The following is a 22744-nucleotide window of genomic DNA, read 5'->3' as shown; positions in this document are numbered from 1 at the left end:
AATGTCCGTAGGTGTGTACGTCCTCAGCTCACACGAGGGACCATGCCATACGCAAAACTCACCATCGACCTGCCCGAGGCCGTCTGGATCGGTGAGGTGTCACGCGAGTTTCCGTCGACGACGTTCCGGGTGCTCTCGGCGGTTCCGTCCGGCGACGCGGGGTTCGGCCTGCTCGAAATCGAGGGCGAGTCGATACCGCCGGTCCTCGACGCCATCGAGGGCCGGGCGGGCATCTCCGCCGTCGAACTGATGCAGCGAACCGAGGACACCGCAGTCGTCCAGTTCGAGACGAGCGAGCCGCTCCTGTTGCTGTCGATTCAGGAGTCGGGCGCTCCAATCGAACTCCCGCTGACCATCCGAGACGGGAAGGCGGTGATCGAACTCACGGCGTCGCGGGACCGCCTCTCCGAGTTCGGTCGGCAACTGGAGGCGTTCGGCATGTCGTACACGCTCAATCGGGTGTACGACGCGGTCGATACGCCGACGTTGCTCACCGATCAGCAGCGACGCCTGCTCGTGACGGCCGCCGAACTCGGCTACTACGACACGCCGCGGGAGTGTACCCTGACCGAACTGGCCGAGGAGGTGGACCTCGCGAAGTCGACGGCGAGCGTCACGCTCCACCGTGCGGAGGAGACGGTCGTCAAGGAGTTCGTCGCCGAGCGCCTCGACGTGACGCTCGACGAACAGCCACAGGCGGTGTAAACCGCCTCGGGCGCGGTGGCCCGAGGCTTTTGTTGGTTCCCTCAGCCGTGCGCTAGCACTCCCTGCTCGGCAAGCGAGCGGGATGAGGTTGGGCGGCTTACGCGCCCCGACCCGGACAGACGCACCGACCGCACCTGCGGTTGGGTTTTGTGAGTCCGGCAATTCGTCGTGTTACCGTTGAGTTTTGCCTTCTCGCGCCACGCGATGTTCACTGACGCATTCCGGTCAGCGTGGTCTTGCACCACGTCACACTCGTCGTTCGTACACCGGAACCGCCGTCCCTGCCGATACCCACGCTCACCACAGCACGAACACGTCTTTGAGTTGTAGTAAGCGTCCACCGTGTCCGTCGGAATTTCTCGCCACGTCGCCTTGTACGAGACAAATTTCTCGAACTTGTGAAACGGCAGTTTATGCAACCGCCGATTCATATACGTCCCGTACTTAATTTCGTCGCGGACACCGCTCATATCCTCGAACACGATGACCGGGTTCGAGAACTGCTCTGCGAACTCCACGACAGCACGGGAAAGGCGATGAAGTACCCACTCGGTGAATCGTTCTTCCTTGTCACCGAGTTTCTGGTGGATGCTCGTCTTGCCGTGTTCCTGACAGCGAGTGGTGATGGTGTGGTAGCGTTGGCGTTCCTGCTTCACTCGTCCGTAGTCGAGGACGAGCGTGCCCTTCGTCCGCATCGTCTCGCGGTCGAGGGCGGTGAGTGCGACGTTGCGCTCGTTGATGTCCACTCCAATCACAGTATCAGCGGTGTCGGGTTCGGGCACGTCGAACTCGCGTGTAACCGTGACGTGTAGGTAGTACACGCCATCACGGTACAGAAGTTCGGCCTGCCCCACATCCACCTCATCCGACGTGAGGGCGTCTCGAAGTTCGTCGGTTGCGTCCGGTTCGCCGCGCAGGTGTCCGGTCACCTTCTTGTAGGGTTTCGGGCTGACGCGAACTTGGACGCGCTCGGTGTCGTCGTCCACAGTGAGGCGGTAGCCCTCCGCGTGAGCCATCACGAGCGGATACGCACTGGATTTGTCGGTACTCGGCGGCGTCGGTTTGCCGCCATCAGGGTCGTCTTGATTCTCCCACCACTCTTTGAGTGATTGGTAGGACTCCCACGTTTGGAGGGCTTTTCCGACGACCGCACATTTGTTGTTCCGCACGAAGTCGTCGCGGTCAACCTCTCGCTGTATCTCGGTGCGCGTGTACCCTTGTTGTTTGAGGTGGATGGTTTGGTTGAATATCTCGCGTGAGGCGAGGCGGGCGTCGTGAAGCCACGACTGTTCACCAGACGCTACGTGGAGGCGCGTCTGAATAGTCTTCGTGACTTCCTCACCCATACTTTGACAATCGTTCCAGATTGTCATAAATATAAGTATTCGAGATGGAGGAGTGCCGCAGTCATGCACATTCGGTTAGTTCTTGCAAGAATCACTTCGTCTGATGTCCCAATTACCGCCACCCGGTTCTCAACGTGGTTGAAGACGATGTGCGAGAGTTGTTTGATGAGACTGCTGACCACTTCGGGCACGAGATTCTGGCGTTGGAGATTGCAGACGACCACGTACACCTGTTCGTCCAGTGCGACCCGAAGCACAGTCCAGCCAACATCGCTCGGCAGTTCAAGTCGTATTCGGGTAAGCAATTGCTGGAACGGTATCCAAATATCCGGGAGTCGTATTTCTGGGGTGGCGGATTCTGGAAGGTCGGGTACTACGTAGGGACGGCAGGAGCGGTATCGGAGGAGGTGGTTGAACGATATATCGAAGGGACGGAACACGCGCCAGAGTGACGCGCTTCACCCCCGCCCACGGTGGGGCGGGGAACTCGCGCTGTTTTTCGTTTAGAAGGGCAACATCGATCGGATGCGGCCGAGGATGCTCCCGCTCGCGGAGACGCGGTACTCCTCGAACACCGGGTGGAGCAGGTCGAGCAGTTCGGATTCGGACTCGAACGTCCGCTTCGGGAGCGCTTCCATGGCCTCCGACAGCGCGACGCTGCCCCCGGAGCCGTCGTAGGGGATGTCGGGGTCGCCGAGCGCGCGGACGATTTCGTCGCTGGTCGCCGGATACTCGAGGTCGGCGTGGTCCAGATGGCCGACCAGCGCGGCGATGCCGAATTCGACCGCGTCCGGTGACGACGAGTCCTGCTGTGGCGGCCTGGCTGCCATTACCGGGCGTTGTCACCGAGCCACTAAAAACGACCGCCATTCGCTCGCGACGGGTATTTCCCGCCGGCACCCGTCCGACCCACCATGACGGAGTACACGACGGTTTCCATCCCGAAGGAACTCGGCGACCGCGTCGAGGAGACCATCGAGGGCACCAGCTTCTCCAGCACCAGCGATCTCGTTCGCTTCCTCCTCCGGAGCATCGTCATCCAGTACCAGCGCCAGGGGGAACTGACCGAGGCGGAGTTCGAGGAGATCACCGAGCAGTTGACCGATCTCGGCTATCTGGACTGACCGGCGTCGGCGCCCGCGGCGCTCACCGCCGCGACGTTGTGCAGTAGACACGCCATCGTCAACGGCCCCACGCCACCCGGGACGGGCGTCATCGCCGCCGCCTTCTCGCCGACGCTCGCGGCGTCCACGTCGCCGACGACGACCGTCTCGCCGTCGTCGTCGGCCGCCGACCGACCCCCCGAGGCCTCGCTCTCCACCCGGTTCGCGCTCACGTCCACGACAACGACCCCGTCCGAAACCATCGACCCGTCGACCAGCCCCGGCGTCCCCGCCGCGGTGACCAGCAGATCGGCCGCCCGCGTCTTCGCTCCCAGATCCCTGGTCTGCGAGTGACAGACCGTCACCGTCGCGTCGCGCCGACACAACAGGTGCGCGATGGGTGTCCCGATGGCCGTCGTCCGCCCGACGACGACGGCGTCCCGCCCCGCCACCTCGACGCCGTGTGCCGAGAGCAGTCGGTCGACGGCGAGGGCCGTGACCGGGCGTATCCGCGGGTCGCCGGCCACCAGTCGCCCGACGTTCGCGTGGGCGAAACAGTCAACGTCCTTCTCGGGCGGCACCCGCTCCCGAACGGCCGCCTCGTCGACGTGACTCGGGAGCGGCACCTGCACGAACAGCGCGGTGACCGCCGGGTCCGCGCCGAGCTCCTCGACGGTCCGGTAGACCCGTTCGGCGGGCGCGTCCGCCGGCAGGTCGATTCGGCGGGTGTCGAGCCCCACCTCTCCACAGAGGTCGTGCTTGCGGTCCATGAACGCCCGTGCGCCGGGGTCGTCGCTCACCAAGAGCGTCGCGAGACAGGGGTCGACGCCGGCCTCGCGGCAGTCGTCGAGGCGGGCGAGAGCGTCGTCACGGACGGCGGCCGCGGGCTCGGCGCCGTCCAGTCGCCGGGGGTCGGACACGGGTGCCCTCAGGGGCGGCGGGCGCAAAACGGTTCGGCCGCGATCACTCGGGCAGCGACTCCGCGGGCGGTTCGGCGTCGACGACGGTCAGCGGGAGGCGCCGGCCGCGGCGGTCGAACGCGAGGAGGTCCTCCCACGGCGGCACCGCGAGGAGGACGACCCCCGCCAGGTCGTCACGGCGGGTGAGTTCGGCGGGTCCCTGCGGGTGGCTGAGAAAGCGCGCGCGTCCCCGACCGGCGGGCGTCCCGAGGTCGACGCCGAACACGTCGCTGACGGCCCGACCGGCCATCGGGAAGTAGACGTGACTCAGGACGGGCGTCGACGGGTCGACGCCGAGGTCCGTCTCGAAGTCGGCGGCCGGCGTCGCGTCGAGGACGAGGTTCTCCCGGGACGGCTCGGACTCGGCCGCACGTTCGAGGAGCATCTCGACGAGGCCGCGGGTGGCGTGGACGGGTCGCTCTGCCGCCGTCGACTCCCCGTCGTCCGTCTCCGAGTCCCGTGCCATCGAGCGCCCGCCCCGGCTCACCCGACCACCATCTCGCGGACCATCTTCGCGTACGCGGCGGGGAGGCGCCGCCGGGCGCCGTCGAGGGCGTCCCGCAGCGCCGCCGTCGCGTCGTCGAAGACGCCCTCGCCGTGCCCGACGAGGATCCGCTCGGGCGTCAGGTCGCCGAGGGCGCCTCGGGGCGGGATCGGTCGGAGCATCGGGTGGACGCCGAGGCGTTCGTCACCGGCGCAAAAGAAGGAGGCGGTGCCGACCGCTTCGGCGACGAGCAGGGTCTCGCCGTCGTAGAGTGCGGCCTCCTGCCACGGCGGGAGCGAGGCGTCGCGGACCCGCCGGACCCGGTAGTCAGTCTCGCCGAGTTGGTGGCCGACCCGCTCGACCGGCGCGTCGAGTTTCGACGCCACGCCGTCCATCCACTCGGGGATGGAGACGGGCACGTCGTGGCGCCGCGCGACGGCCGCGGCGTCGCGCTTGTGGCGGTCGAGACAGAGGACGACGCCGGCCACCGCGCCCAACTCCGCGAGCAGGTCGTCGACGCCCGGCGCGTCCACCGGGTCGACGACCCAGACGCCCTCGTCGGTGTCGAGGGCGTGGCTCGCCCGTTGCATCCGCTCGTCGGGGTACGCGATCCAGCCGACGCCGCCGTCCCAGCGGTCGATTTCGCGCAGGGCCGCGCGACCGCCCTTCAGTGGCATACCCGGATGTGGGAGCGGGACGCGCATAAACCCTCGATTCGGTCGGCTGCAGGCGGGCGATCCGACGGGAGGATTAATCGGCCACGGCCCGTAGGTCCGCCGTGCTCACCCGTCTCACCCACCTGGCCCTCGAAGCGAAGGACCTCGACGCCGCGCGGGCGTTCTACGAGGACCGGTTCGGCCTGTCGGCCGCGCACGGGACGGACGACGAGGTTCGATACCCCGTCGACGGGACCGAACTCCGCCTGCGGCGCCCGAGCGGCGTCCCGCGCGGCGGCCTGCACACCCACTTCGCGTTCGCGGCCGCGCCGGGTACGCTGTCGGCGTGGCGGGCGCGACTGACCGCCCTCGACCCCGAGGAGGTCGACTTCGGCGGCTACCGGTCGCTCTACGTCTACGATCCGGACGGCAACTGTGTCGAAGTCGGGGTCGAGGAGGGCGACGCCGACGCCGACGGCGCGGCCCCGGACGCGGCCGCCCCCACCGGCATCTTCGAGGTGGTCCTCGAAGTCGCGGATCTCGACACCGCGGTGGCGACGTACACGGCGCTCGGGTTCGAGCCGGTTGATCGGGGGGCGTCGCGCCGGCGGGTCAGGCTCCGCGGCCCGATGGATCTGGAGCTCTGGGAGCCACAGCTCGGCCTCGCGGACGCCCGCGGCGGCGTCCACGTCGACGTCGGGTTCGAGACGGCGGACCCGGGGGCGGCCGCCGACGCCGTTTCCGAGTGGACGACGGCCCGGGAGTCCGTCGACGGCGGCGTTCGGGTCCGCGACGGCGACGGCCACTGGGTGACGTTCATCCCATCGCCGTGAGTCTCGCGGGGTTCGGGCGGCGCCTCCCCGTCGGTCGGCGCCGTCCGGCCACGACCCTCACGACGAGAGTCGGTCGGTGTCGATGCCGACGCCGGGCGGGGTGACGACGAGGAAGCCCCGGAAGCGCATGAGGGTCCCGCCGGCGTCGCGAATCTCGCGGGCGAAGCCGGCCGCGAGACGGTTCAGGTCGCCCTCGACGTTCAAGACGAGTATCTTGCCGTCCTCGACGGCGCCGATCCACTCGTCGGGGTCGGTGCCGCCGTCCAGAATCCCGAGGACGACCTCCGACCCGCCGTCCTCGTCGCCGTCCTCCAGTTGTTCCTCCGCGTTCCGGAGGTCGAGGTCGAACTCGCTCATGGCCGTAGGGTCGCTCGGCCGGGAGAAAAGCGTTCGGGCGCGTCAGTACGGCTCGAACTCCCCCCTCCGAAGCCCCTCCCGGACCGGTTCGTGTTCGGCGTCCGTCGGTGGCGGTGCGGTGACGAGCAGGGCCTCCAGCCGCGAGTCGTCGTCGGCCTTGATTCCACGGTCCTCGTCCGCCGCGACGGTCACCACGTCGCCGGGTTCGACGCGGTGGTCCGTCTCCCCCTCGCGGACGACGCCGGTGCCGGACTCGACGGCGACGACGAGGGCGCTCGACGGGGCGTGGACCGGGATGAACTGCCCGGGCTCGAAGTAGCCACAGACGACCTGCAGGTCGTCGGTCTTGAACACCTTGTGGGCGGCGAACGTCTCGTCGTCGTAGGCGCGTTCGGCGGCGAAGTCGGTGATGGGCATGGGTGGACGTGGGCGGCGACGCCGTGGAAGGGTTGGCCCGAACATGTGCGCCCGTTCCCTCGGTCGCTGTCCGTTCCGTTCGGTCGGCTGCCTTCGGCCGATTCGGCCCGACCCGTCCGCCGGGCGATACCGGAAAATCCCCGGACGTGACCGTGAGCCGTGTGAACGTGTCGACGCACCGACGGCCGGGGCGACAGGGACAGCTTTATATACGAAGGCCGTCCTCCCATAGGATACAATGTCTAACGACATGGAGGATTCGTCGGATACCCCGGCGGATCGAGTTCTTCCAGGGCACGTTGGCCCGCACCGGCGAAATTGACGGTGTACGAATTTTCGACACGACGCTCCGAGATGGCGAGCAGTCGCCACGCACCTCGTTCAGTTACGACGAGAAGCGCGACATCGCCGCAGTCCTTGACGAGATGGGCACCCACGTCATCGAGGCGGGGTTCCCGGTCAACTCCGACGCGGAGTTCGAGGCCGTTCGAGACATCTCGAACGCCACCGACACGACGGTGTGTGGCCTCGCCCGCGTCGTCGACAAGGACGTGGAGGCGGCGCTCGACTCGGGCGTGGAACTGGTCCACGTCTTCGTGAGTACGAGCGACGTACAGCTACAGGATTCCATGCACGCCTCGCGAGAGGAGGCGGTCGACCGCGCGGTCAAGTGCGTCGAGCGCGTCAAGGAGGCGGGCGTGGAGTGTATGTTCTCGCCGATGGACGCCACCCGCACCGACGACGACTTCCTCGTCGAGGTGGTGGAGGCGGTCAGCGACGCGGGGACGGACTGGATCAACATTCCGGACACCTGCGGGGTGGCGACGCCCACGCGCTTCATGGACCTGGTGCGGATGGTCCGTGAGAACACCGACGCGCAGGTGGACGTCCACGCCCACGACGACTTCGGGCTGGCGACGGCGAACGCCATCGCCGGCTTCGAGGCGGGCGCGGCGCAGGCGCAGGTGTCGGTCAACGGCATCGGCGAACGCGCCGGCAACGCCGCCTTCGAGGAGGTCGTCATGGCCTCCGAGGCGCTCTACGACGTGGACACCGGCATCGACACGACTCGCATCACGGAGCTGTCCCGGATGGTCGAGGACTACAGCGACATCCCCAACCCGCCGAACAAGCCCGTCGTGGGGCGCAACGCCTTCTCCCACGAGAGCGGCATCCACGCCGCGGGCGTCATCGAGAACTCGGACACCTTCGAGCCGGGTGTGATGACGCCGGAGATGGTCGGGGCGACCCGCGAGTTCGTCCTCGGCAAGCATACGGGGACTCACTCGGTGCGCAAGCGCCTGAAGGAGATCGGCTACGACCCGACGGACTCGGAAGTCCGTGCGGTCACGCGACTGGTCAAGGATTACGGCGCCGACAAACAGCGCGTGACGATGGCCGACCTCCGGCGCTTCGCCCGCGAGGAGAACGTCACCCGGGAGGAGGAGGTCCGGGCCTGATGGGGTCGCCCCCGTTCGCTCCACCCGTGGAGCGGCGGGTGGATTCCCCGGCACGGCCGCCCCGATCCGTCGTCCGCGACGGAAACAGTTATATCGGCGGAGTGGCACTCACCTGGTACGATGCGAGGGTCCGATCCCGCCCGCAGTCCGACCGCGAGTGCCGACCCAGCGGGTGGGCTGTGCGTCGCCGACGGCTCGATCGGCCCGATTGTAGGGGCTGTATAGCCCCTCACACACCTTCCTTCTCGGACGTGACCGTACCGTACGCAGGGAGTCAGACCGCTACAGCGACCATGAACCATCCACATCGACAGTCACCGACGGACAGCTTACGACCATGAGCGAACGAACGACCACACAACCCGAGACGGAGGAATCGACCGAGTCCAGCGATCCGAAGCGCTCGAACACGGGCGCCGCGCCGGATTCGACGCCGACGCAAGTGACCTCCGGCGCCACCTCGACGGTGCGCGCCCTCGAGAACGCCGGCATCGAGGTGATGTTCGGCGTGCAGGGCGGGGCGATCATGCCGGTGTACGACGCCCTCTGGGACTCCGACATCCGGCACGTGATGATGGCCCACGAACAGGGTGCGGCCCACGCCGCCGACGCGTTCAGCGTGGTGTCCGGCGAGCCGGGCGTCTGTCTGGCCACGTCGGGTCCCGGCGCGACGAACCTGGTGACGGGTCTCGCCGACGCCAACATGGACTCCGACGCCGTGGTGGCGCTGACCGGACAGGTGCCCCAGCACATGGTCGGGAGCGACGCCTTCCAGGAGACGGACACCACGGGCATCACCGCACCGATCACGAAGAACAACTACTTCGCGAGCGACGCGGACACGGTCGGTGACACCGTCGGCGAGGCGGTGGCGCTGGCGTCGGCCGGCCGGCCGGGGCCGACGCTGGTCGACCTCCCCAAGGACGTGACCAACGACGAGACGGACCGCGAACCGGGGATGCCCCAGACGCCGGAGACGTACACGCCACAGAACGAGGCGGACGAGGCGGCTGTCGAGGAGACGGCCCGCACCATCGAGGCGGCGGAGAAACCGCTCCTCCTGTTCGGCGGCGGCGTGGTGAAAGCCGACGCGGCCGACGTGGCCCGGCAGTTCGCCGTCGACTACGAGATTCCGGTCGTGACGACGATGCCCGGCATCGGCACGATGCCCGAGGACCACGACCTCTGTCTGTCGTGGGCGGGCATGCACGGCACCGGCTACGCCAACATGGCGATCAACCACACGGACCTGCTGATCGCCGTGGGCACCCGCTTCGACGACCGCCTGACGGGCGGCATCGAGACGTTCGCGCCGAGCGCGGAGATCGTCCACGTCGACATCGACCCCGCGGAGATCAGCAAGAACATCCACGCCGACTACCCGCTGATCGGCGACGCGGGGCGCGTCCTCGAACAGCTCGACGACGCGCTGACGGCGGTGCCCGACGTGGACGAGTGGCGCGAGCAGTGCCAGCAGTGGAAGGAGGAGTACCCGATGGACTACGCGGCGCCGGACGACGAACCGCTCAAACCGCAGTTCGTCGTCGAGGCGCTGGACGAGGCCACGAGCGACGAGGCCATCGTCACCTCGGGCGTCGGGCAACACCAGATGTGGGCGTCCCAGTACTGGACGTTCCGCGACCCGCGGAAGTGGATCTCCTCGCACGGCCTCGGGACGATGGGCTACGGCCTGCCCGCGGCCATCGGGGCTCGGCTGGCGGCCGACGACGACGAGGAAGTCGTCTGCATCGACGGCGACGGCTCCTTCCTGATGACCGTCGAGGAACTGTCGGTCGCCGTGCGCGAGAACCTCGACATCACCGTCGCCATCCTGAACAACGAGTACATCGGGATGGTGCGCCAGTGGCAGGACGCCTTCTTCGAGGGGCGGCACATGGCCGCCGGCTACAGCTGGATTCCGGAGTTCGACAAGCTCGCGGAGGCCTTCGGCGCCCGCGGCTGGCGCGTCGACGACTACGACGAGGTGGCCGACGCCGTCGAGGAGGCGCTCGACTACGACGGCCCCTCCGTGATCGACTTCCACATCGATCCCGCGGAGAACGTCTACCCGATGGTGCCGAGCGGCGGCGCGAACGACAAGTTCGCCCTCTCGGAGGATCAGCTATGAGCGGCGGACTGGAAGGTCCTGCACCGGAAGAGCGGGAGACGCCCGAGGGGCGGCGCAACTCGCAGGGCATCCGCATCGACCCCGAAGTCGAGGCGGAGCCGGAGGCCCGCCGCGCCGTCCTCTCGGCGCTCGTGAAACACGAGCCCGGCGTGTTGGCGAACATCTCCGGGCTCTTCCGGCGCCGGCAGTTTAACATCGAAAGCCTCACGGTGGGTCCGACCACCGATCCGGATCGAGCGCGGATCACGCTCGAAATCGAGGAGCCCGAACCGGGCATCGAACAGGCGAAAAAACAGCTACAGAAGCTCGTCCCGGTCATCGCGGTGACCGAACTCGAACCCGAAGCCATCCGGCGCGAACTCGCCCTGATCAAGGTGGACGGGAGCGCCCCCGACCAGGTCGGGGCCGTGGCGGAGATGTACGACGGCAAGACCGTCGACGTCTCCCAAGAGTCGGTCACCGTCGAGATCACGGGCAGCGAGCAGAAAATCGACGCTGCGGTCGAGACGTTCGGCCGGTTCGGCATCCACGAGATCGTCCGAACCGGCACGGCGGCGCTCGAACGCGGCACACGCAAGACGACATAACACAACCATGACAGACGAATTCACCGTTCCGGTATACTACGACGACGACGCGGACAGTGACGCAATCGCCGGCAAGACCGTGGCCGTCCTCGGCTACGGCAGCCAGGGACACGCCCACGCCCAGAACCTCGACGACAGCGGGATCGACGTGGTCGTCGGGCTGCGGAAATCCTCCGACTCGTGGGAACAGGCCGAAAACGACGGCCTGCGTGTCGCGACGCCCGACGACGCCGCCGCGGAGGCGGACATCGTCTCGATGCTCGTCCCCGACACCGTCCAGCCGGCGGTGTTCGAGGCCATCAGCGACGGGCTGGAGGAAGGTGACACCCTCCAGTTCGCCCACGGCTTCAACGTCCACTACAACCAGATTCAGCCGCCCGAGGGCGTCGACGTGACGATGATCGCTCCGAAGACGCCGGGCCACCTCCTTCGGCGCAACTACACGGAGAACACGGGCACGCCCGCCCTCCTCGCGGTCTACCAGAACGAGACGGGTGAAGCGAAGGCGGAGGCGCTGGCGTACGCCCAGGCGCTCGGCTGCACCCGCGCTGGCGTCGTCGAGACGACGTTCCAGGAGGAAGTCGAGACGGACCTCTTCGGCGAGCAGGCCGTCCTCTGTGGCGGCATCACGTCGCTCATCAAGAAGGGCTACGAGACGCTGGTCGACGCGGGCTACAGCGAGGAGATGGCCTACTTCGAGTGTCTCAACGAGATGAAGCTGATCGTCGACCTCATGTACGAGGGCGGGATGGCCGAGATGTGGGACTCCGTGTCCGACACCGCCGAGTACGGCGGCCTCGCGGTGGGGCCGGAGATCGTCGGCGAGGGTGTCCGCGAGAACATGGACGAGGCGCTCGAAGCGGTCCAGAACGGCGACTTCGCCCGCGAGTGGATCCTCGAGAACCAGGCGGGTCGCCCCTCCTACACGCAGCTCTACGACGAGGACCGGAACCACGACATCGAGGAAGTCGGCGCGCGACTGCGTGCGCTGTTCTCCTGGGCCGAGGAGGCCGAGGAGGAGGCAGAGGCTCCGGCCGATGACTGATCGGATGGGGTCGGTGGACCACAGCCATCCCACGCAACGCGCCGTCGCGGGCGCGTACCGTCGGGGCCGGAACGCCGACGGACTGCGCACGGACGGCGCCGGCGAGGACGCCGAGGCCGAGGGCCGCGAACGCATGCGTGACGTATCCCACACGCCGGCGGACGGCGAGGGGACGAACGACGTCTGGTCGCGCGGCGACGACGCGCGACCGGTAGACTCCGACGACGATGAGTGAGCGCACCCTCTACGACAAGGTGTGGGACCGCCACAAGGTGGCCGACCTGCCGAACGGGCAGGACCAGCTGTTCATCGGTCTCCACCTGATCCACGAGGTGACCAGCCCGCAGCCGTTCTCGGAGCTCCGTGAACGCGGTATCGAGGTGCCGTACCCCGAGCGCAACGTCGCCACGGTGGATCACATCGTGCCGACGCGCCCCGAGGGCCGCGAGCGCCCCCTGGCCGACGAGTCGGCCGAGGGAATGCTCACGGCGCTGGAGCGCAACACGTCGGAGACGGGCATCCAGTTCTACGGGCTGGACTCCGAGAAGCAGGGGATCACCCACGTCGTCGCGCCCGAACTGGGCCTGACCCAGCCGGGCATGACCATCGTCTGTGGCGACTCCCACACCGCCACCCACGGCGCCTTCGGGTCCATCGCGTTCGGCATCGGGACGAGTCAGGTGCGGGACGTGCTGGCCTCGCAGTGTGTCGCCGCCGACAAGGCCGAGGTGCGGCGCATCGAGGTGGACGGTCGGCTCGGCGAGGGGGTCCACTCGAAGGACCTCATCCTGAAGATCATCGCCGAACTCGGCGTCGACGGCGGCGTCGGCTACGTCTACGAGTACGGCGGCGAGGCGGTGCACGACCTCTCGATGGAGGAACGGCTCGCGGTGTGTAACATGTCCATCGAGGGCGGCGCCCGCGCCGGCTACATCAACCCGGACGAGACCACCTACGAGTTCCTGCGCGGCCGCGAGTTCGCCCCCGAGGGCGACGCCTTCGAGGAGCGCAAGGACTACTGGGAGTCGATCAAGAGCGACGCCGACGCCGAGTACGACGACGTGGTTCACCTGGACGCCGACGACCTGGAGCCGATGGTCACCTGGGGGACGAACCCCGGACAGGCCGTCGGTATAAGCGAACAGGTACCGGCGCCCGAGGACCTCCCCGAGGGTGAGCGCGAGGCCGCTCGCGTCGCCCAGGACCACACGGGCGTCACGCCCGGCGAGCCGATGGCGGGCTACCCCATCGACGTGGCCTTCCTCGGGACGTGTACGAACGGCCGCGCGAGCGACTTCCGCGAGGCCGCCGCCGTGCTGGAGGGCCGCGAGGTCCATCCGAGCGTGCGCGCGCTCGCGGTGCCCGGCTCGCAGACGGTGAAGTCGACACTCGAAGCGGAGGGCGTCGACGACGTCTTCCGTGAGGCGGGCTTCGAGTGGCGTGAAGCGGGCTGTTCGATGTGTCTGGCGATGAACGACGACTCCCTGGAGGGCGACGAGCGGTGTGCCTCCTCGTCGAACCGCAACTACGTGGGTCGACAGGGGAGCAAGGACGGCCGGACCGTGCTGATGAGTCCGGCGATGGTCGCCGCCGCAGCGGTGGAAGGCGAAGTTGCGGACGTGCGGGAGATGGAGGTGGACGCATGAGCGACGAGGGTTCGAAGAGCCCTCGGGAGGACGGCGTCGGTGTCGAGGAGATGAAGGTCCGACGCGTCGCCGGCACCGGCGTCCCCGTCCGCGGTGACGACATCGACACCGACCAGATCATCCCGGCGCGCTTCCTCAAGACGACGACGTGGGAGGGGATGGACCAGTACGCCTTCTACGACGCGCGGCGCGACGACGACGGCGAACTCAACGACCACCCCTTCAACGAGTACAAGGGCGCGAACGTGCTCGTCGTCAACGACAACTTCGGCTGTGGCTCCTCGCGGGAGCACGCGCCGCGGGCGCTCGCCCGCTGGGGCGTCGAGGCCATCGTCGGCGAGTCGTTCGCGGAAATCTTCGCGGACAACTGCAAGTCGCTGGGCATCCCGGCGGCGACGACGGACCCGGAGACGGTCGAAGAGCTCCAGTCGTTCGTCGAGGCGAACCCGTCGGCGGGGATCGAACTCGACGTGGTCGACGAGCAGGTCACCTACGACGGCAAGACCGTCGACGTCGACATCGACGAGGCGATGCACGGGGCCCTGGTGCAGGGCATCTGGGACACCGTCGCCCTGCTCCGGTCGAACATGGACGCCATCGACGAGACGGCGGCGAACCTGCCGTACGTCGACTCGCGGTCGCGATGAGCGAGACCATCGCGGTCATTCCCGGCGACGGCATCGGGCACGAAGTCGTGCCCGCCACGCTCCGCGTCCTCGACACCGTCGCGGACTTCGAGTACGTCCACGTCGAGGCGGGCGACGCCGTGGCGGAGCGGACGGGTGAACCGCTGCCCGAGGAGACGCTCGCGGCCGTGACGGACGCCGACGCGACGCTGTTCGGCGCGACGGGCGAAACCTCCGCGGACGTCATCCTACCGCTGCGGGACGCGGTGGACTCCTTCGTCAACATCCGCCCGGCGCGGACGTACCCCGGCGTCGACGCGGTCCAGCCGGAGACGGACCTCGTAATCCTGCGGGAGAACACCGAGGGCGTCTACGCCGGCATCGAGGACCGCCTGACCGAGGACGTGTCGACGTTGACGCGGCTGGTCACGGGGTCGGCGTCCAGACGCCTCGGCGAGTTCGCCTGCGAGTACGTCGCGGAGCAGGGGCTGGACGGGTTCACGGTCGCCCACAAGAACAACGTGATGCGCGTGACCGACGGCCTGTTCGTCGACACGATCAGGGCGGTGGCCGACGAGCGCGGCGTCGCCGTCGACGACGCGTACATGGACGCGATGGCGACGGGGCTGGCGATGGACCCGACGGACTACGACGTGATCGTCTGTCCCAATCTGGCGGGCGACGTCCTCTCGGACTTGGCCGCGGGGCTGGTCGGCGGCCTCGGCCTCCTGCCGAGCGCGAACGTCGGCTCCGAGCGGGGCATCTTCGAGCCGGTCCACGGCTGTGCGCCGGACATCGCGGGTGAAGGCGTCGCCAACCCGACGGCGACGATTCTCTCGGCGGCGATGCTGCTCGACTTCCTCGACTACGACGACGAGGCAGCGGCCGTGCGGACGGCCGTCGAGACTACGCTCGCCGAGGGGCCGCGGACGCCCGACCTCGGCGGGGAGGCGACGACCGACGCGGTGGCGGACGCGGTCGTCGACCGCCTGTCGTAGCGGGAAGACGGCGACGATAATTTAAGCGGGGACCGCCTCGGTTCCCACCCATGCCCCAGATTCACCTCGACAGCGAGACGGTCGAACGGCTCGACGGGCTTCGACAGGAAGACGAGGAGTACGACGAGATCATCACCGAACTGATCAACATCTACGAGGCGGAGGAGCTGACGCTGTTCCGGACCGGCGACGAAGTCTAATTCTCGGCGTACGCCTCGCGAACGCCCTCCCACTTCCCTTTCTCCTCCAGTCGCGCCTGGAGCGCGTCGGCGTACTCGCCGACGAGTCGTTCGGCGGCGTCGAGCCGTTGCTCGTCGTCGTCGTCGCCCATCCCGAGGGCGCCGCGGATAGCGTCGAGGACGCCGGTGCCGCTGTCCGCCCGTCGTTGGCCACCCGCCCCGCCGGGCATTCCCTGTTGGACCTTCTCCAGTTCGGGCATCATCTGTGGGAGGCTCTCTGTGTCGGCGACGACCCGCGCTCGGTCCGGATCGTCGGCGTGTTCGATCTCGAACTCGACGGCGGTCATGATCAACCCCCACTCCTGGTTCGAGAACTCCGACTCGCGGACCCGAGCGTTGAACTCCCGGTCGACGGCCATCCGGTCGCCGACGATTCGGTCGGTCCAGTTCGACATGGGACGGGGTAGGGAGAGCCGACGTATCAGGGTTTCCCACCGCGTACGCCGTCTCGATGACACGCATAACTTATGGATGAGACGGCGGTACCGCACGCGGGTTATCGCGCCATCTTGACGGCTCGCGTCACCCGCACCGGCCGGACGTCGGCGTTCGACGTAATCGATGGACTGCGCCGGGGTGCGGAGCGAACGAGAGCCGATTAATTTATATACTCGCGTCGCTCGTCGGAGGCTACGCAGATGTTCGAACCACTGTATCGCGTTGGCGCGTTCGCGGCGTATCAGATCACCCTGGCCGTCGGCATCGCCCTGATGCCGCTGGCCCTGCTCGCCCGCCGTCTCGGCGTGACGGTGCCGGTCGGCGAGCTGGTGGCGGCGGCGGGACGGGCGTACGACGGTGTCCGTCGGTAGGAAGGGTTGCATTTATCAGCGCGCCCCCGCAAGGACGGGTGATGCGTACCCCGACGAATCAGGACTTTTCACGGACGCAAGACCGTCTCGACGGGAACGACCGCCCGGTGTTCGGGCCCGAAATCGGCGAGTTCACCGACACCGACGAGCGCCTCGCCGCGGCGGGCGACGAGGACAAGGAACTGAAAACCGGCACGACGACCGTCGGGCTCTCGACGGAGCACGGCGTCGTGATGGCGACGGACATGCGTGCGAGCGCGGGCCGGATGGTCTCCAGCAAGGACGTCCAGAAGGTCGAACAGATCCACCCGACCGGCGCGCTCACCATCGCCGGATCGGTGTCGGCCGCCCAGTCGCTCATCCGGTCGCTCCGCTCGGAGACGAGCCTCTACGAGACCCGACGGGGCAAGGACATGAGCATGGAGGCGCTTTCGACGCTCACGAGCAACTTCCTCCGCTCCGGTGCCTTCTTCATCGTCTCGCCGCTCCTCGGCGGCGTCGACGAGGACGGCGCCCACGTCTACAGCCTCGACCCCCTCGGCGGCATGATGGAAGAGGACTACGCCGTCTCCGGGTCGGGCAGTCAGTACGCCCTCGGTGTCCTCGAACAGGAGTACGAGAACGACCTGACGATGGACGAGGCCAAGTCGGTCGCCGCCCACGCCATCCAGAGCGCCGTCGAGCGCGACCTGGCCTCCGGTAACGGGATCAACGTCGCCGTCGTCACCGACGAGGGCGTCGACATCACGAAACACAAGGAGTTCGAGTCGCTTCTCTGATACGGATTATTGTACCTGTGTACCGGTGGTTCGCTGGACTGTCTCGGCGACCCACCGGTACTGACTTACAAGAAACCGTATAACGCTCACCACCACTCGGTGAACGTCCCGTCGAGCAGCGTCTCGGTCTGTTTGTCCACGTACGCCCGCTGCATCGCTGGAATCGCCGTCTCCAGCGACTCGCCGTCCTCGACGCGCGCCCGCACCCGGTTCCGCTTCCACCCGGCCGGCGTGACGCCCGATTCGACGCGCGCTTTGAGCGGGGCGACGTACGACTCCGCGTCCGCCTCCGTACAGCCCGCGCTCCGGAGGCCGTCGACGGCGTGCGAGAAGATGTCGTCGTACAGGCGTTCGGTATCGGTCGTCTCCTCGCCGCTGTTGGTGATCCAGCGTTGCTCGGTCGCGAGTCCCCCGTGGGCGGCCGCGTAGAAGTTCTCGCGGGCGACGCCCCAGTCCTGTCCGATCACCGGATGCTCGTTCCGGTGGAGACTCTCCATCAGCCCGGCGAACGTCGCCATGAAGGCCATCGAATCGCGGACGGTCGGCTGGGCGGCGATGGGGCGGAACTCGATGCGGGCGTTGGCCGAGGAACGGTCGGCGCCGTCGAAGACGGGGCGAACCCACCGCCAGAAGGTGCCGTGCTTGCGCCGGAGCGTGGCGAACTGGTCGTCGAAGCGGTCGCCACGCTCGACTGGCATGGGGACGACCGTCGGGTCGTTGGCGACGCGGTCGACCGCCTCCTCGACGGTGTCCAAGTCTTCGGGGAATCGCACCTTCCGGGCGTTCTCGTTGTTGAGGACGGATTCGAAGACGTGGATGCGGTTCTCGGCGCGAGCGTCGTCGACGACCGCCTCGGGGTCGACGCCGTCGTCGTAGAGATCCGCCGGGAAGAAGGGAGAGTTGACGCCGAGTGCGAGCAGCGGGCCGGCGACCCGGAGGGCGTAGTTGTGGTAGGTCGGCAGGTCGGAGGCGTGGGGCACCTGATAGTGAGGCTGGATCGACGTGATGAGGCTCTCGGGCATCACCGTGTCGGCTTCGAGGGTGACGTGTGGCGCGTCGACGGTAAAGGGCGTCGGCGTGTTCGGCCCGTTGGCCATCGCGTGATACCGCACGGCGTCGGTCATGTTGGTGGCGATGCGGACGCCCCCGTCCTCGACGCTGTCGGTCAGGTAGCCACGCGCCGTCTCGCCCGACGGCGGGATGGTCCAGATGCCGTCGCTGACGAGGCGCATTCCCTCGATGCGCGTCGTCTGAAGCGCCGAGGAGAGGTGCGAGCGGACGCCGGCGGCCTGCGCCCGGAGGCCGTCGGCGTTCAACGGCTGGGGACTCGTCGTCATCTCGGCGTTGTGGAGGCCGAGTTCCTTCTCGAAGCGGATGAGTTCGAGGAGGCGACGCGGGACGCGGACGAGCTCCGCGCCCGTCTCGCCGCCTTCGCTCTCCTGTCGCCACCGGCCGTCGGCGACGGCGTAGAACTCGTACTCCAGTCCGATGATCGACCGGTGGTTGTCGAACGTGCCGTCCCTGAGTTCGCTTTTGACCACCTCCGCGTCGGCCTGCGCCTGCGCCCGAAACTCCGAGACGTCGACGTCGAGTACGTCCCGAACCTGCGCCGCCAGGTCGCTGTCCATACCCCCCCGTGAACGCTCAGCGTCTTGAATCCGGTGTCTCGGGCGATCCCAACCCGTCGTCCTTAACCCCCCCGCGGACGGATCTCGGATCGATGGACTTCGCCGACTTCGCCGACCGCGTCGCCGCCATCGAGGCCGAACCCGCCGACCTCGAAGTCACGTCGCTGGTCGCGGACCTGTTCGTCGACGCCGGCGCCGACCTCCCGGTCGTCGCCCGCCTGTTGCTCGGACGCGTCGTCCCCGCGTGGGACTCCACGACCCTCGACGTGGGGCCCTCGCTCTGTCACGAGGCGCTCGCCCGCGCCGCCGGGCCGAACGTCACCGCCGACGACGTGGCCGACCGACTCGCCGACGCCGGCGAAATCGGTGCCGTCGCCGAGTCGCTCGACCTCGACGGCCAGCAGGGACTCGCCGCGTTCGGCGCCGCCGATCCCGAGCCGCTGACCGTCTCTGCGGTGGACTCTCGACTCCGTGACCTCGCCGCCGCCGACGGCGCCGGCAGCCACGACCACAAGGTGGAGGTCCTCTTCGGCCTGTTCAACCGGGCCGATTCGCTCTCGGCGCGCTATCTGGCGCGGCTCGTCCTCTCGGAGATGCGGATCGGCGTCGGTGAGGGTATCGTCCGCGACGCCATCGCCGAGGCGTTCGACGTGCCGGTCGCGGCCGTCGAACGCGCCCTGCAGGTGGAGAACGACTGCGGTGCGGTCGCCGTCCGCGCCCGCGACGAGGGAGTCGCGGGGCTCGACGCGGCCGAACTCGTCGTCGGTCGGCCGGTGAGCGCGATGCTCGCACAGGCCGGCACGGCGGTCGACGCCCTCGACGCCTGGGAGTCGGTCGCCGTCGAGACCAAATTCGACGGCGCGCGGGTGCAGGTCCACCACGACCCGGCGGGCGACACCCGCGTGTTCTCCCGGAACCTAGAGGACGTGACCGACGCCCTGCCGGAGATCGTCGAGTTCGTCGCCGGGATCGACGTGCCCGTCATCCTCGACGGCGAGGCGCTCGCCGTCGACGACGCGGGCGACCCGCTCCCCTTCCAGGAGGTGCTCCGGCGGTTCCGGCGCAAACACGACGTGGCACGGATGCGCGAGGAGGTTACGGTCGAGTTCCGCGCGTTCGACTGCCTCCACGTCGACGGGACGGACCTGCTCGACGCGCCGCTGCTCGACCGGCGCGAGCGGCTGGCCGACGTGCTCTCGGACGGTCTCTCACCGCTCTCCGTCGTCGACGATGCCGAGGCCATCGCCGACCACGAGGCCGCCGCCCTCGACGCGGGCCACGAGGGGATCATGCTCAAGAACCCCGACTCGACCTACACGCCGGGCAAGCGGGGGCAGAACTGGCTGAAACGCAAGCCGGACGTGGAGACGCTGGATCTCGTGGTCACGGGTGCGGAGTGGGGGGAAGGGCGTCGGGCCAACCACCTCGGCACCTTCCTGCTGTCGGCCCGGGTCGGGAACGGCGAGTTCGCCACCATCGGCAAGGTGGCGACGGGCATCACGGACGAGCGACTGGCCGAGCTGAGCGACCGCCTCGAACCCCTGATCCGGGAGCAGGAGGGGACCGAGGTGGACATCGAGCCACGGGTCGTCTTCGAGGTGGGCTACGAGGAGATTCAGGCGTCGCCGACCTACGGGTCGGGCTACGCGCTCCGGTTTCCGCGATTCGTCGCGGTCCGGGAGGACAAGACGCCGGCGGAGGCGGACTCGCTGGAGCGGGTGGAGCGGCTGGTCGGGGAGCGGAGTTGAACGGCAGTCCCAATTAACGGAGCGTTAACGGGTCGAAACCGACGCGTACTGGATTCGCCCCGCCCGACAACGATACGAGCGACCACCTCCGGTCGGCGCGACGACGCGGACGGGAGCGACACGGAGACGACCGGCGGGCCCCTCGCCCGCGCCTGCTACCCGCGCGTCGCCCACGCGGTGTGCCCGTCGATCGCAACCGTCGGGTGACGCCGCCGCACCGCTAAGTGTATGTGTATTTACACCAACTCGGTCGACCACCATCGGTCCCCAGGCGAGCGGATTGCCACGTCGAGCGCCGCGCAGGGTCGACCATACATCAATTGAACAACTATTAATTCTGGGTTAGTCGCGCTAACGACTGCCTTGGCGCGATTAACGGCTCAATAGCTAATCGGGTGTCGTCTCTTCCTCCGACCGGATGGAGAGCGAGCACCCACACGGCGTACGGCGATTCCGTACAGCGACGGTTCGACTCCGTCGGTGGGCGTCCCCGCGAGGGGGAACACAACTATGAGCGAAGACAAATTCAACCTGTCCCGTCGGAAGGCGCTCGCCGCACTCGGTACCATCGGCGTCGCTTCCGCGGGCGCGGGTCTCGGGACGAGCGCGTACTTCAGCGATCAGGAGACGTTCGAGAACAACCAGTTGACCGCGGGGACGCTGGATCTGGGGGTCGGGTATTCGGTGCATTACTCGGACTGGAGCGACGACGAGGGCACGGGGATCAGCGAGGTGAACATGTACGACGGCGCCGCCGGCGAAACCGGTGGTGTGTCAGATCTGGAATCGGGACACACCGGCCTCCCGACGAACGATGCGTGGCTCATCTCCGTCCCGGACGGGGAAGTCGACGCATTCCTCGACAACACCGAAACGAGTTCGCTCGACAACGGCGGCTGTGACGGCATCGAGGCCGCTACCAACGCGGACGGGGAGAGCGCACTCATCTCGCTCGGCGACGTGAAGCCTGGTGACTTCGGTGAGGTCACCTTCGACCTCGAACTCTGTACGAACCCCGGCTACGTCTGGATCAACAACCCCGACGGCTACACCGCCGACGAAAACGGTACCACGGAACCCGAGGCGGACGACCCGGACGAGGGCGAAGGCGTCGAACTGCTGGACGTAGTGCAGGCCGCGGTGTGGCTGGACGACGGCGACAACTACCAGGACGGTGGCGAGAGTCCGATCCTGTTCGGGAGCCTCGGGAGCGTCCTCGACGATCTGAACAGCGGGAACGGCGTGCGGATTGACGGCACGAACGTCGCCGCGTCCGATATCACCCCGGTGGACTTCACTCGTACGGGAGTCACACGATTCGACTTCAGCGGCGACGGCAACTACGACGCAGACGTGGAGCTCACCGCCGATCCGGCCGGTGGGGGCGGCAAGGTCGCCCACGCAACTTCCGACGGGGCAACGACCGCCGACTACGTGACGACCGGCGTCTCCCTCCCCGGCGAACCGACGCTCGGCGAACTCACGGACGATCCCACGAATCCGACGACCACGCTCACCTACGAATACTACGGGGGGGCCAACAATGGCAACTCGGCGCCAGACGAGGTGTACCTGCTCATCGAGGAGGCCGACGGAACGCGGAACGTCGTCTACCGCGCCTCGAACGACGGTGCGCCCGCCGATGAGATGTGGAAGACCCGGAACGTCCACCGGGAGGTCGCGGGCAACCCCGACAACAACGCCGGCTTCAACTGGATGAACCTCTCGAACGGAGGGAACAACATCGGTAACGGCGGGCCGACCTCGGATCTGAGCGAGACGTTCGGCGACGATGCCGTCGTCCTCGCGATGGCGGCCGGCCGCGGGACGACGGGTGGTGGCGACGTTCTCGACACCTACTACCGCAACCCCGAGGTCGGCGGCGAGTCCGCCGGCTCCTTCCCCACCGCCTGTTTCCGCGGCGAGACCGACTTCAGCGCCGCCTTCGCGTGGTGGGTGCCCGTCGACCACGGCAACGAGATTCAGTCCGACTCCGTCGAGTTCGACCTCGGCTTCTACACCGAGCAGTGCCGGCACAACGACGGCAGCGGCATGAACAACGAAGGCGTCAGCGACCAAGTCGACGACGACGCGGAGTAAGCCCGAGTCGTCCGTTTACCCCTCCGTGATTTTTCGGCGCCACGTCCACCGCCACCGCCGTCGGCGAACGGCGCCGCACATTTGTACGCGC

25 protein-coding genes and 1 pseudogene are annotated in these 22744 nt (G+C 67.9%); 17 read left to right on the top strand and 9 right to left on the bottom strand.

What is annotated here, in order from left to right; translation table 11 throughout:
- The first annotated feature begins 42 nt into the window (after positions 1-42).
- The gene (locus DU484_RS13700; RefSeq protein WP_114606219.1) at positions 43-705 is read left to right on the top strand and encodes a helix-turn-helix domain-containing protein; all 663 of its coding nucleotides are present in this window, start codon (positions 43-45) and stop codon (positions 703-705) included.
- Between the two features lie 41 nt (positions 706-746).
- On the opposite strand, the gene DU484_RS13695 is transcribed toward DU484_RS13700, so the two are convergent.
- Positions 747-2051, bottom strand: coding sequence for an RNA-guided endonuclease TnpB family protein (locus DU484_RS13695; protein WP_114606218.1), 1305 nt, complete (start codon positions 2049-2051; stop codon positions 747-749).
- Positions 2052-2095: 44 nt separating this feature from the next.
- Between DU484_RS13695 and tnpA the strand changes: the two are divergent.
- Positions 2096-2503: pseudogene (gene tnpA, locus DU484_RS13690) on the top strand (IS200/IS605 family transposase).
- A 51-nt stretch (positions 2504-2554) separates the two neighbouring features.
- On the opposite strand, the gene DU484_RS13685 reads toward tnpA, so the two are convergent.
- A complete protein-coding gene (locus DU484_RS13685; protein ID WP_114586523.1) occupies positions 2555-2881 on the bottom strand; it encodes a DUF5789 family protein in 327 nt (108 codons plus the stop codon).
- A gap of 84 nt (positions 2882-2965) precedes the next feature.
- Here DU484_RS13685 and DU484_RS13680 point away from each other — a divergent pair, with 84 nt between their 5' ends.
- Entirely contained in the window at positions 2966-3175 is a 210-nt protein-coding gene (locus DU484_RS13680) for a ribbon-helix-helix domain-containing protein (RefSeq protein WP_114586522.1), read from the top strand.
- On the opposite strand, the gene DU484_RS13675 is transcribed toward DU484_RS13680, so the two are convergent.
- From DU484_RS13675 to DU484_RS13665, 3 genes are read right to left on the bottom strand one after another with little or no spacing between them, the layout of a single operon-like run.
- Positions 3163-4074 (bottom strand): bifunctional 5,10-methylenetetrahydrofolate dehydrogenase/5,10-methenyltetrahydrofolate cyclohydrolase, encoded by a 912-nt coding sequence (locus DU484_RS13675; RefSeq protein WP_114586521.1) that lies wholly within the window; start codon positions 4072-4074, stop codon positions 3163-3165. The two genes, DU484_RS13680 and DU484_RS13675, sit on opposite strands and share 13 nt — an antisense overlap.
- Before the next feature lie 43 nt (positions 4075-4117).
- Positions 4118-4579, bottom strand: coding sequence for a hypothetical protein (locus DU484_RS13670; protein WP_245957246.1), 462 nt, complete (start codon positions 4577-4579; stop codon positions 4118-4120).
- A gap of 17 nt (positions 4580-4596) precedes the next feature.
- Positions 4597-5274, bottom strand: a complete 678-nt coding sequence (locus DU484_RS13665; RefSeq protein ID WP_114586520.1) for a hypothetical protein — start codon at positions 5272-5274, stop codon at positions 4597-4599.
- Between the two features lie 101 nt (positions 5275-5375).
- Here DU484_RS13665 and DU484_RS13660 point away from each other — a divergent pair, with 101 nt between their 5' ends.
- On the top strand, positions 5376-6086 hold the full coding sequence (locus DU484_RS13660) for a VOC family protein (protein ID WP_114606217.1): 711 nt from the start codon (positions 5376-5378) through the stop codon (positions 6084-6086).
- A 57-nt stretch (positions 6087-6143) separates the two neighbouring features.
- Here the strand turns inward: DU484_RS13660 and DU484_RS13655 are convergent, their stop codons facing one another.
- Positions 6144-6443 (bottom strand): DUF5779 family protein, encoded by a 300-nt coding sequence (locus DU484_RS13655; RefSeq protein WP_114586518.1) that lies wholly within the window; start codon positions 6441-6443, stop codon positions 6144-6146.
- Positions 6444-6485: 42 nt separating this feature from the next.
- On the bottom strand, positions 6486-6860 hold the full coding sequence (locus DU484_RS13650; RefSeq protein WP_114586517.1) for a cupin domain-containing protein: 375 nt from the start codon (positions 6858-6860) through the stop codon (positions 6486-6488).
- A gap of 209 nt (positions 6861-7069) precedes the next feature.
- On the opposite strand from DU484_RS13650, the gene DU484_RS13645 reads away from it, so the two are divergent.
- From DU484_RS13645 to DU484_RS20050, 9 genes are all read left to right on the top strand, one after another.
- Positions 7070-8320 (top strand): LeuA family protein, encoded by a 1251-nt coding sequence (locus DU484_RS13645; protein ID WP_114606801.1) that lies wholly within the window; start codon positions 7070-7072, stop codon positions 8318-8320.
- Positions 8321-8657: 337 nt separating this feature from the next.
- Positions 8658-10448 carry a biosynthetic-type acetolactate synthase large subunit gene (gene ilvB / locus DU484_RS13640; RefSeq protein WP_114606216.1) on the top strand — a complete coding sequence of 597 codons (1791 nt, stop codon included), beginning with the start codon at positions 8658-8660 and terminating at the stop codon, positions 10446-10448.
- Entirely contained in the window at positions 10445-11035 is a 591-nt protein-coding gene (ilvN, locus tag DU484_RS13635) for an acetolactate synthase small subunit (RefSeq protein WP_114586515.1), read from the top strand. Before ilvB ends, ilvN begins: the two co-directional genes overlap by 4 nt.
- A 7-nt stretch (positions 11036-11042) precedes the next feature.
- The gene (gene ilvC / locus DU484_RS13630) at positions 11043-12080 is read left to right on the top strand and encodes a ketol-acid reductoisomerase (protein WP_114606215.1); all 1038 of its coding nucleotides are present in this window, start codon (positions 11043-11045) and stop codon (positions 12078-12080) included.
- The gene (locus tag DU484_RS13625) at positions 12073-12315 is read left to right on the top strand and encodes a hypothetical protein (protein WP_157969572.1); all 243 of its coding nucleotides are present in this window, start codon (positions 12073-12075) and stop codon (positions 12313-12315) included. The genes ilvC and DU484_RS13625 overlap by 8 nt, the downstream gene beginning before the upstream one ends.
- On the top strand, positions 12308-13726 hold the full coding sequence (gene leuC / locus DU484_RS13620) for a 3-isopropylmalate dehydratase large subunit (protein ID WP_114586512.1): 1419 nt from the start codon (positions 12308-12310) through the stop codon (positions 13724-13726). The genes DU484_RS13625 and leuC overlap by 8 nt, the downstream gene beginning before the upstream one ends.
- Positions 13723-14373, top strand: coding sequence for a 3-isopropylmalate dehydratase small subunit (leuD, locus tag DU484_RS13615; RefSeq protein WP_222844852.1), 651 nt, complete (start codon positions 13723-13725; stop codon positions 14371-14373). The genes leuC and leuD overlap by 4 nt, the downstream gene beginning before the upstream one ends.
- On the top strand, positions 14370-15350 hold the full coding sequence (locus DU484_RS13610) for an isocitrate/isopropylmalate dehydrogenase family protein (protein WP_114586510.1): 981 nt from the start codon (positions 14370-14372) through the stop codon (positions 15348-15350). Before leuD ends, DU484_RS13610 begins: the two co-directional genes overlap by 4 nt.
- Positions 15351-15400: 50 nt before the next feature.
- Positions 15401-15550, top strand: coding sequence for a DUF7557 family protein (locus tag DU484_RS20050; protein WP_187347708.1), 150 nt, complete (start codon positions 15401-15403; stop codon positions 15548-15550).
- Here the strand turns inward: DU484_RS20050 and DU484_RS13605 are convergent.
- On the bottom strand, positions 15547-15984 hold the full coding sequence (locus DU484_RS13605; RefSeq protein ID WP_114586509.1) for a DUF5799 family protein: 438 nt from the start codon (positions 15982-15984) through the stop codon (positions 15547-15549). The genes DU484_RS20050 and DU484_RS13605 overlap by 4 nt on opposite strands.
- Positions 15985-16227: 243 nt before the next feature.
- On the opposite strand from DU484_RS13605, the gene DU484_RS20045 reads away from it, so the two are divergent.
- Together DU484_RS20045 and psmB are read left to right on the top strand one after the other, a co-directional pair.
- Entirely contained in the window at positions 16228-16398 is a 171-nt protein-coding gene (locus tag DU484_RS20045; RefSeq protein WP_187347707.1) for a hypothetical protein, read from the top strand.
- A 41-nt stretch (positions 16399-16439) separates the two neighbouring features.
- Positions 16440-17177, top strand: coding sequence for an archaeal proteasome endopeptidase complex subunit beta (psmB, locus tag DU484_RS13600; RefSeq protein WP_114606213.1), 738 nt, complete (start codon positions 16440-16442; stop codon positions 17175-17177).
- An 86-nt stretch (positions 17178-17263) separates the two neighbouring features.
- Here psmB and DU484_RS13595 read toward each other — a convergent pair whose 3' ends face one another.
- A complete protein-coding gene (locus tag DU484_RS13595) occupies positions 17264-18805 on the bottom strand; it encodes a hypothetical protein (protein WP_114606212.1) in 1542 nt (513 codons plus the stop codon).
- A 92-nt stretch (positions 18806-18897) separates the two neighbouring features.
- On the opposite strand from DU484_RS13595, the gene ligA reads away from it, so the two are divergent.
- Both ligA and DU484_RS13585 read left to right on the top strand, forming a co-directional pair.
- On the top strand, positions 18898-20553 hold the full coding sequence (gene ligA, locus DU484_RS13590) for an ATP-dependent DNA ligase LigA (RefSeq protein ID WP_114606211.1): 1656 nt from the start codon (positions 18898-18900) through the stop codon (positions 20551-20553).
- A gap of 510 nt (positions 20554-21063) precedes the next feature.
- A complete protein-coding gene (locus tag DU484_RS13585) occupies positions 21064-22653 on the top strand; it encodes a SipW-dependent-type signal peptide-containing protein (protein WP_114586505.1) in 1590 nt (529 codons plus the stop codon).
- The last annotated feature ends 91 nt before the right edge of the window (positions 22654-22744 follow it).

The sequence above is a fragment of the Haloplanus rubicundus genome (assembly GCF_003342675.1).
Classification (GTDB): domain Archaea; phylum Halobacteriota; class Halobacteria; order Halobacteriales; family Haloferacaceae; genus Haloplanus; species Haloplanus rubicundus.
Note: the sequence above shows the minus strand (reverse complement) of the source record. Positions and strands in the feature narration are given on the sequence as shown.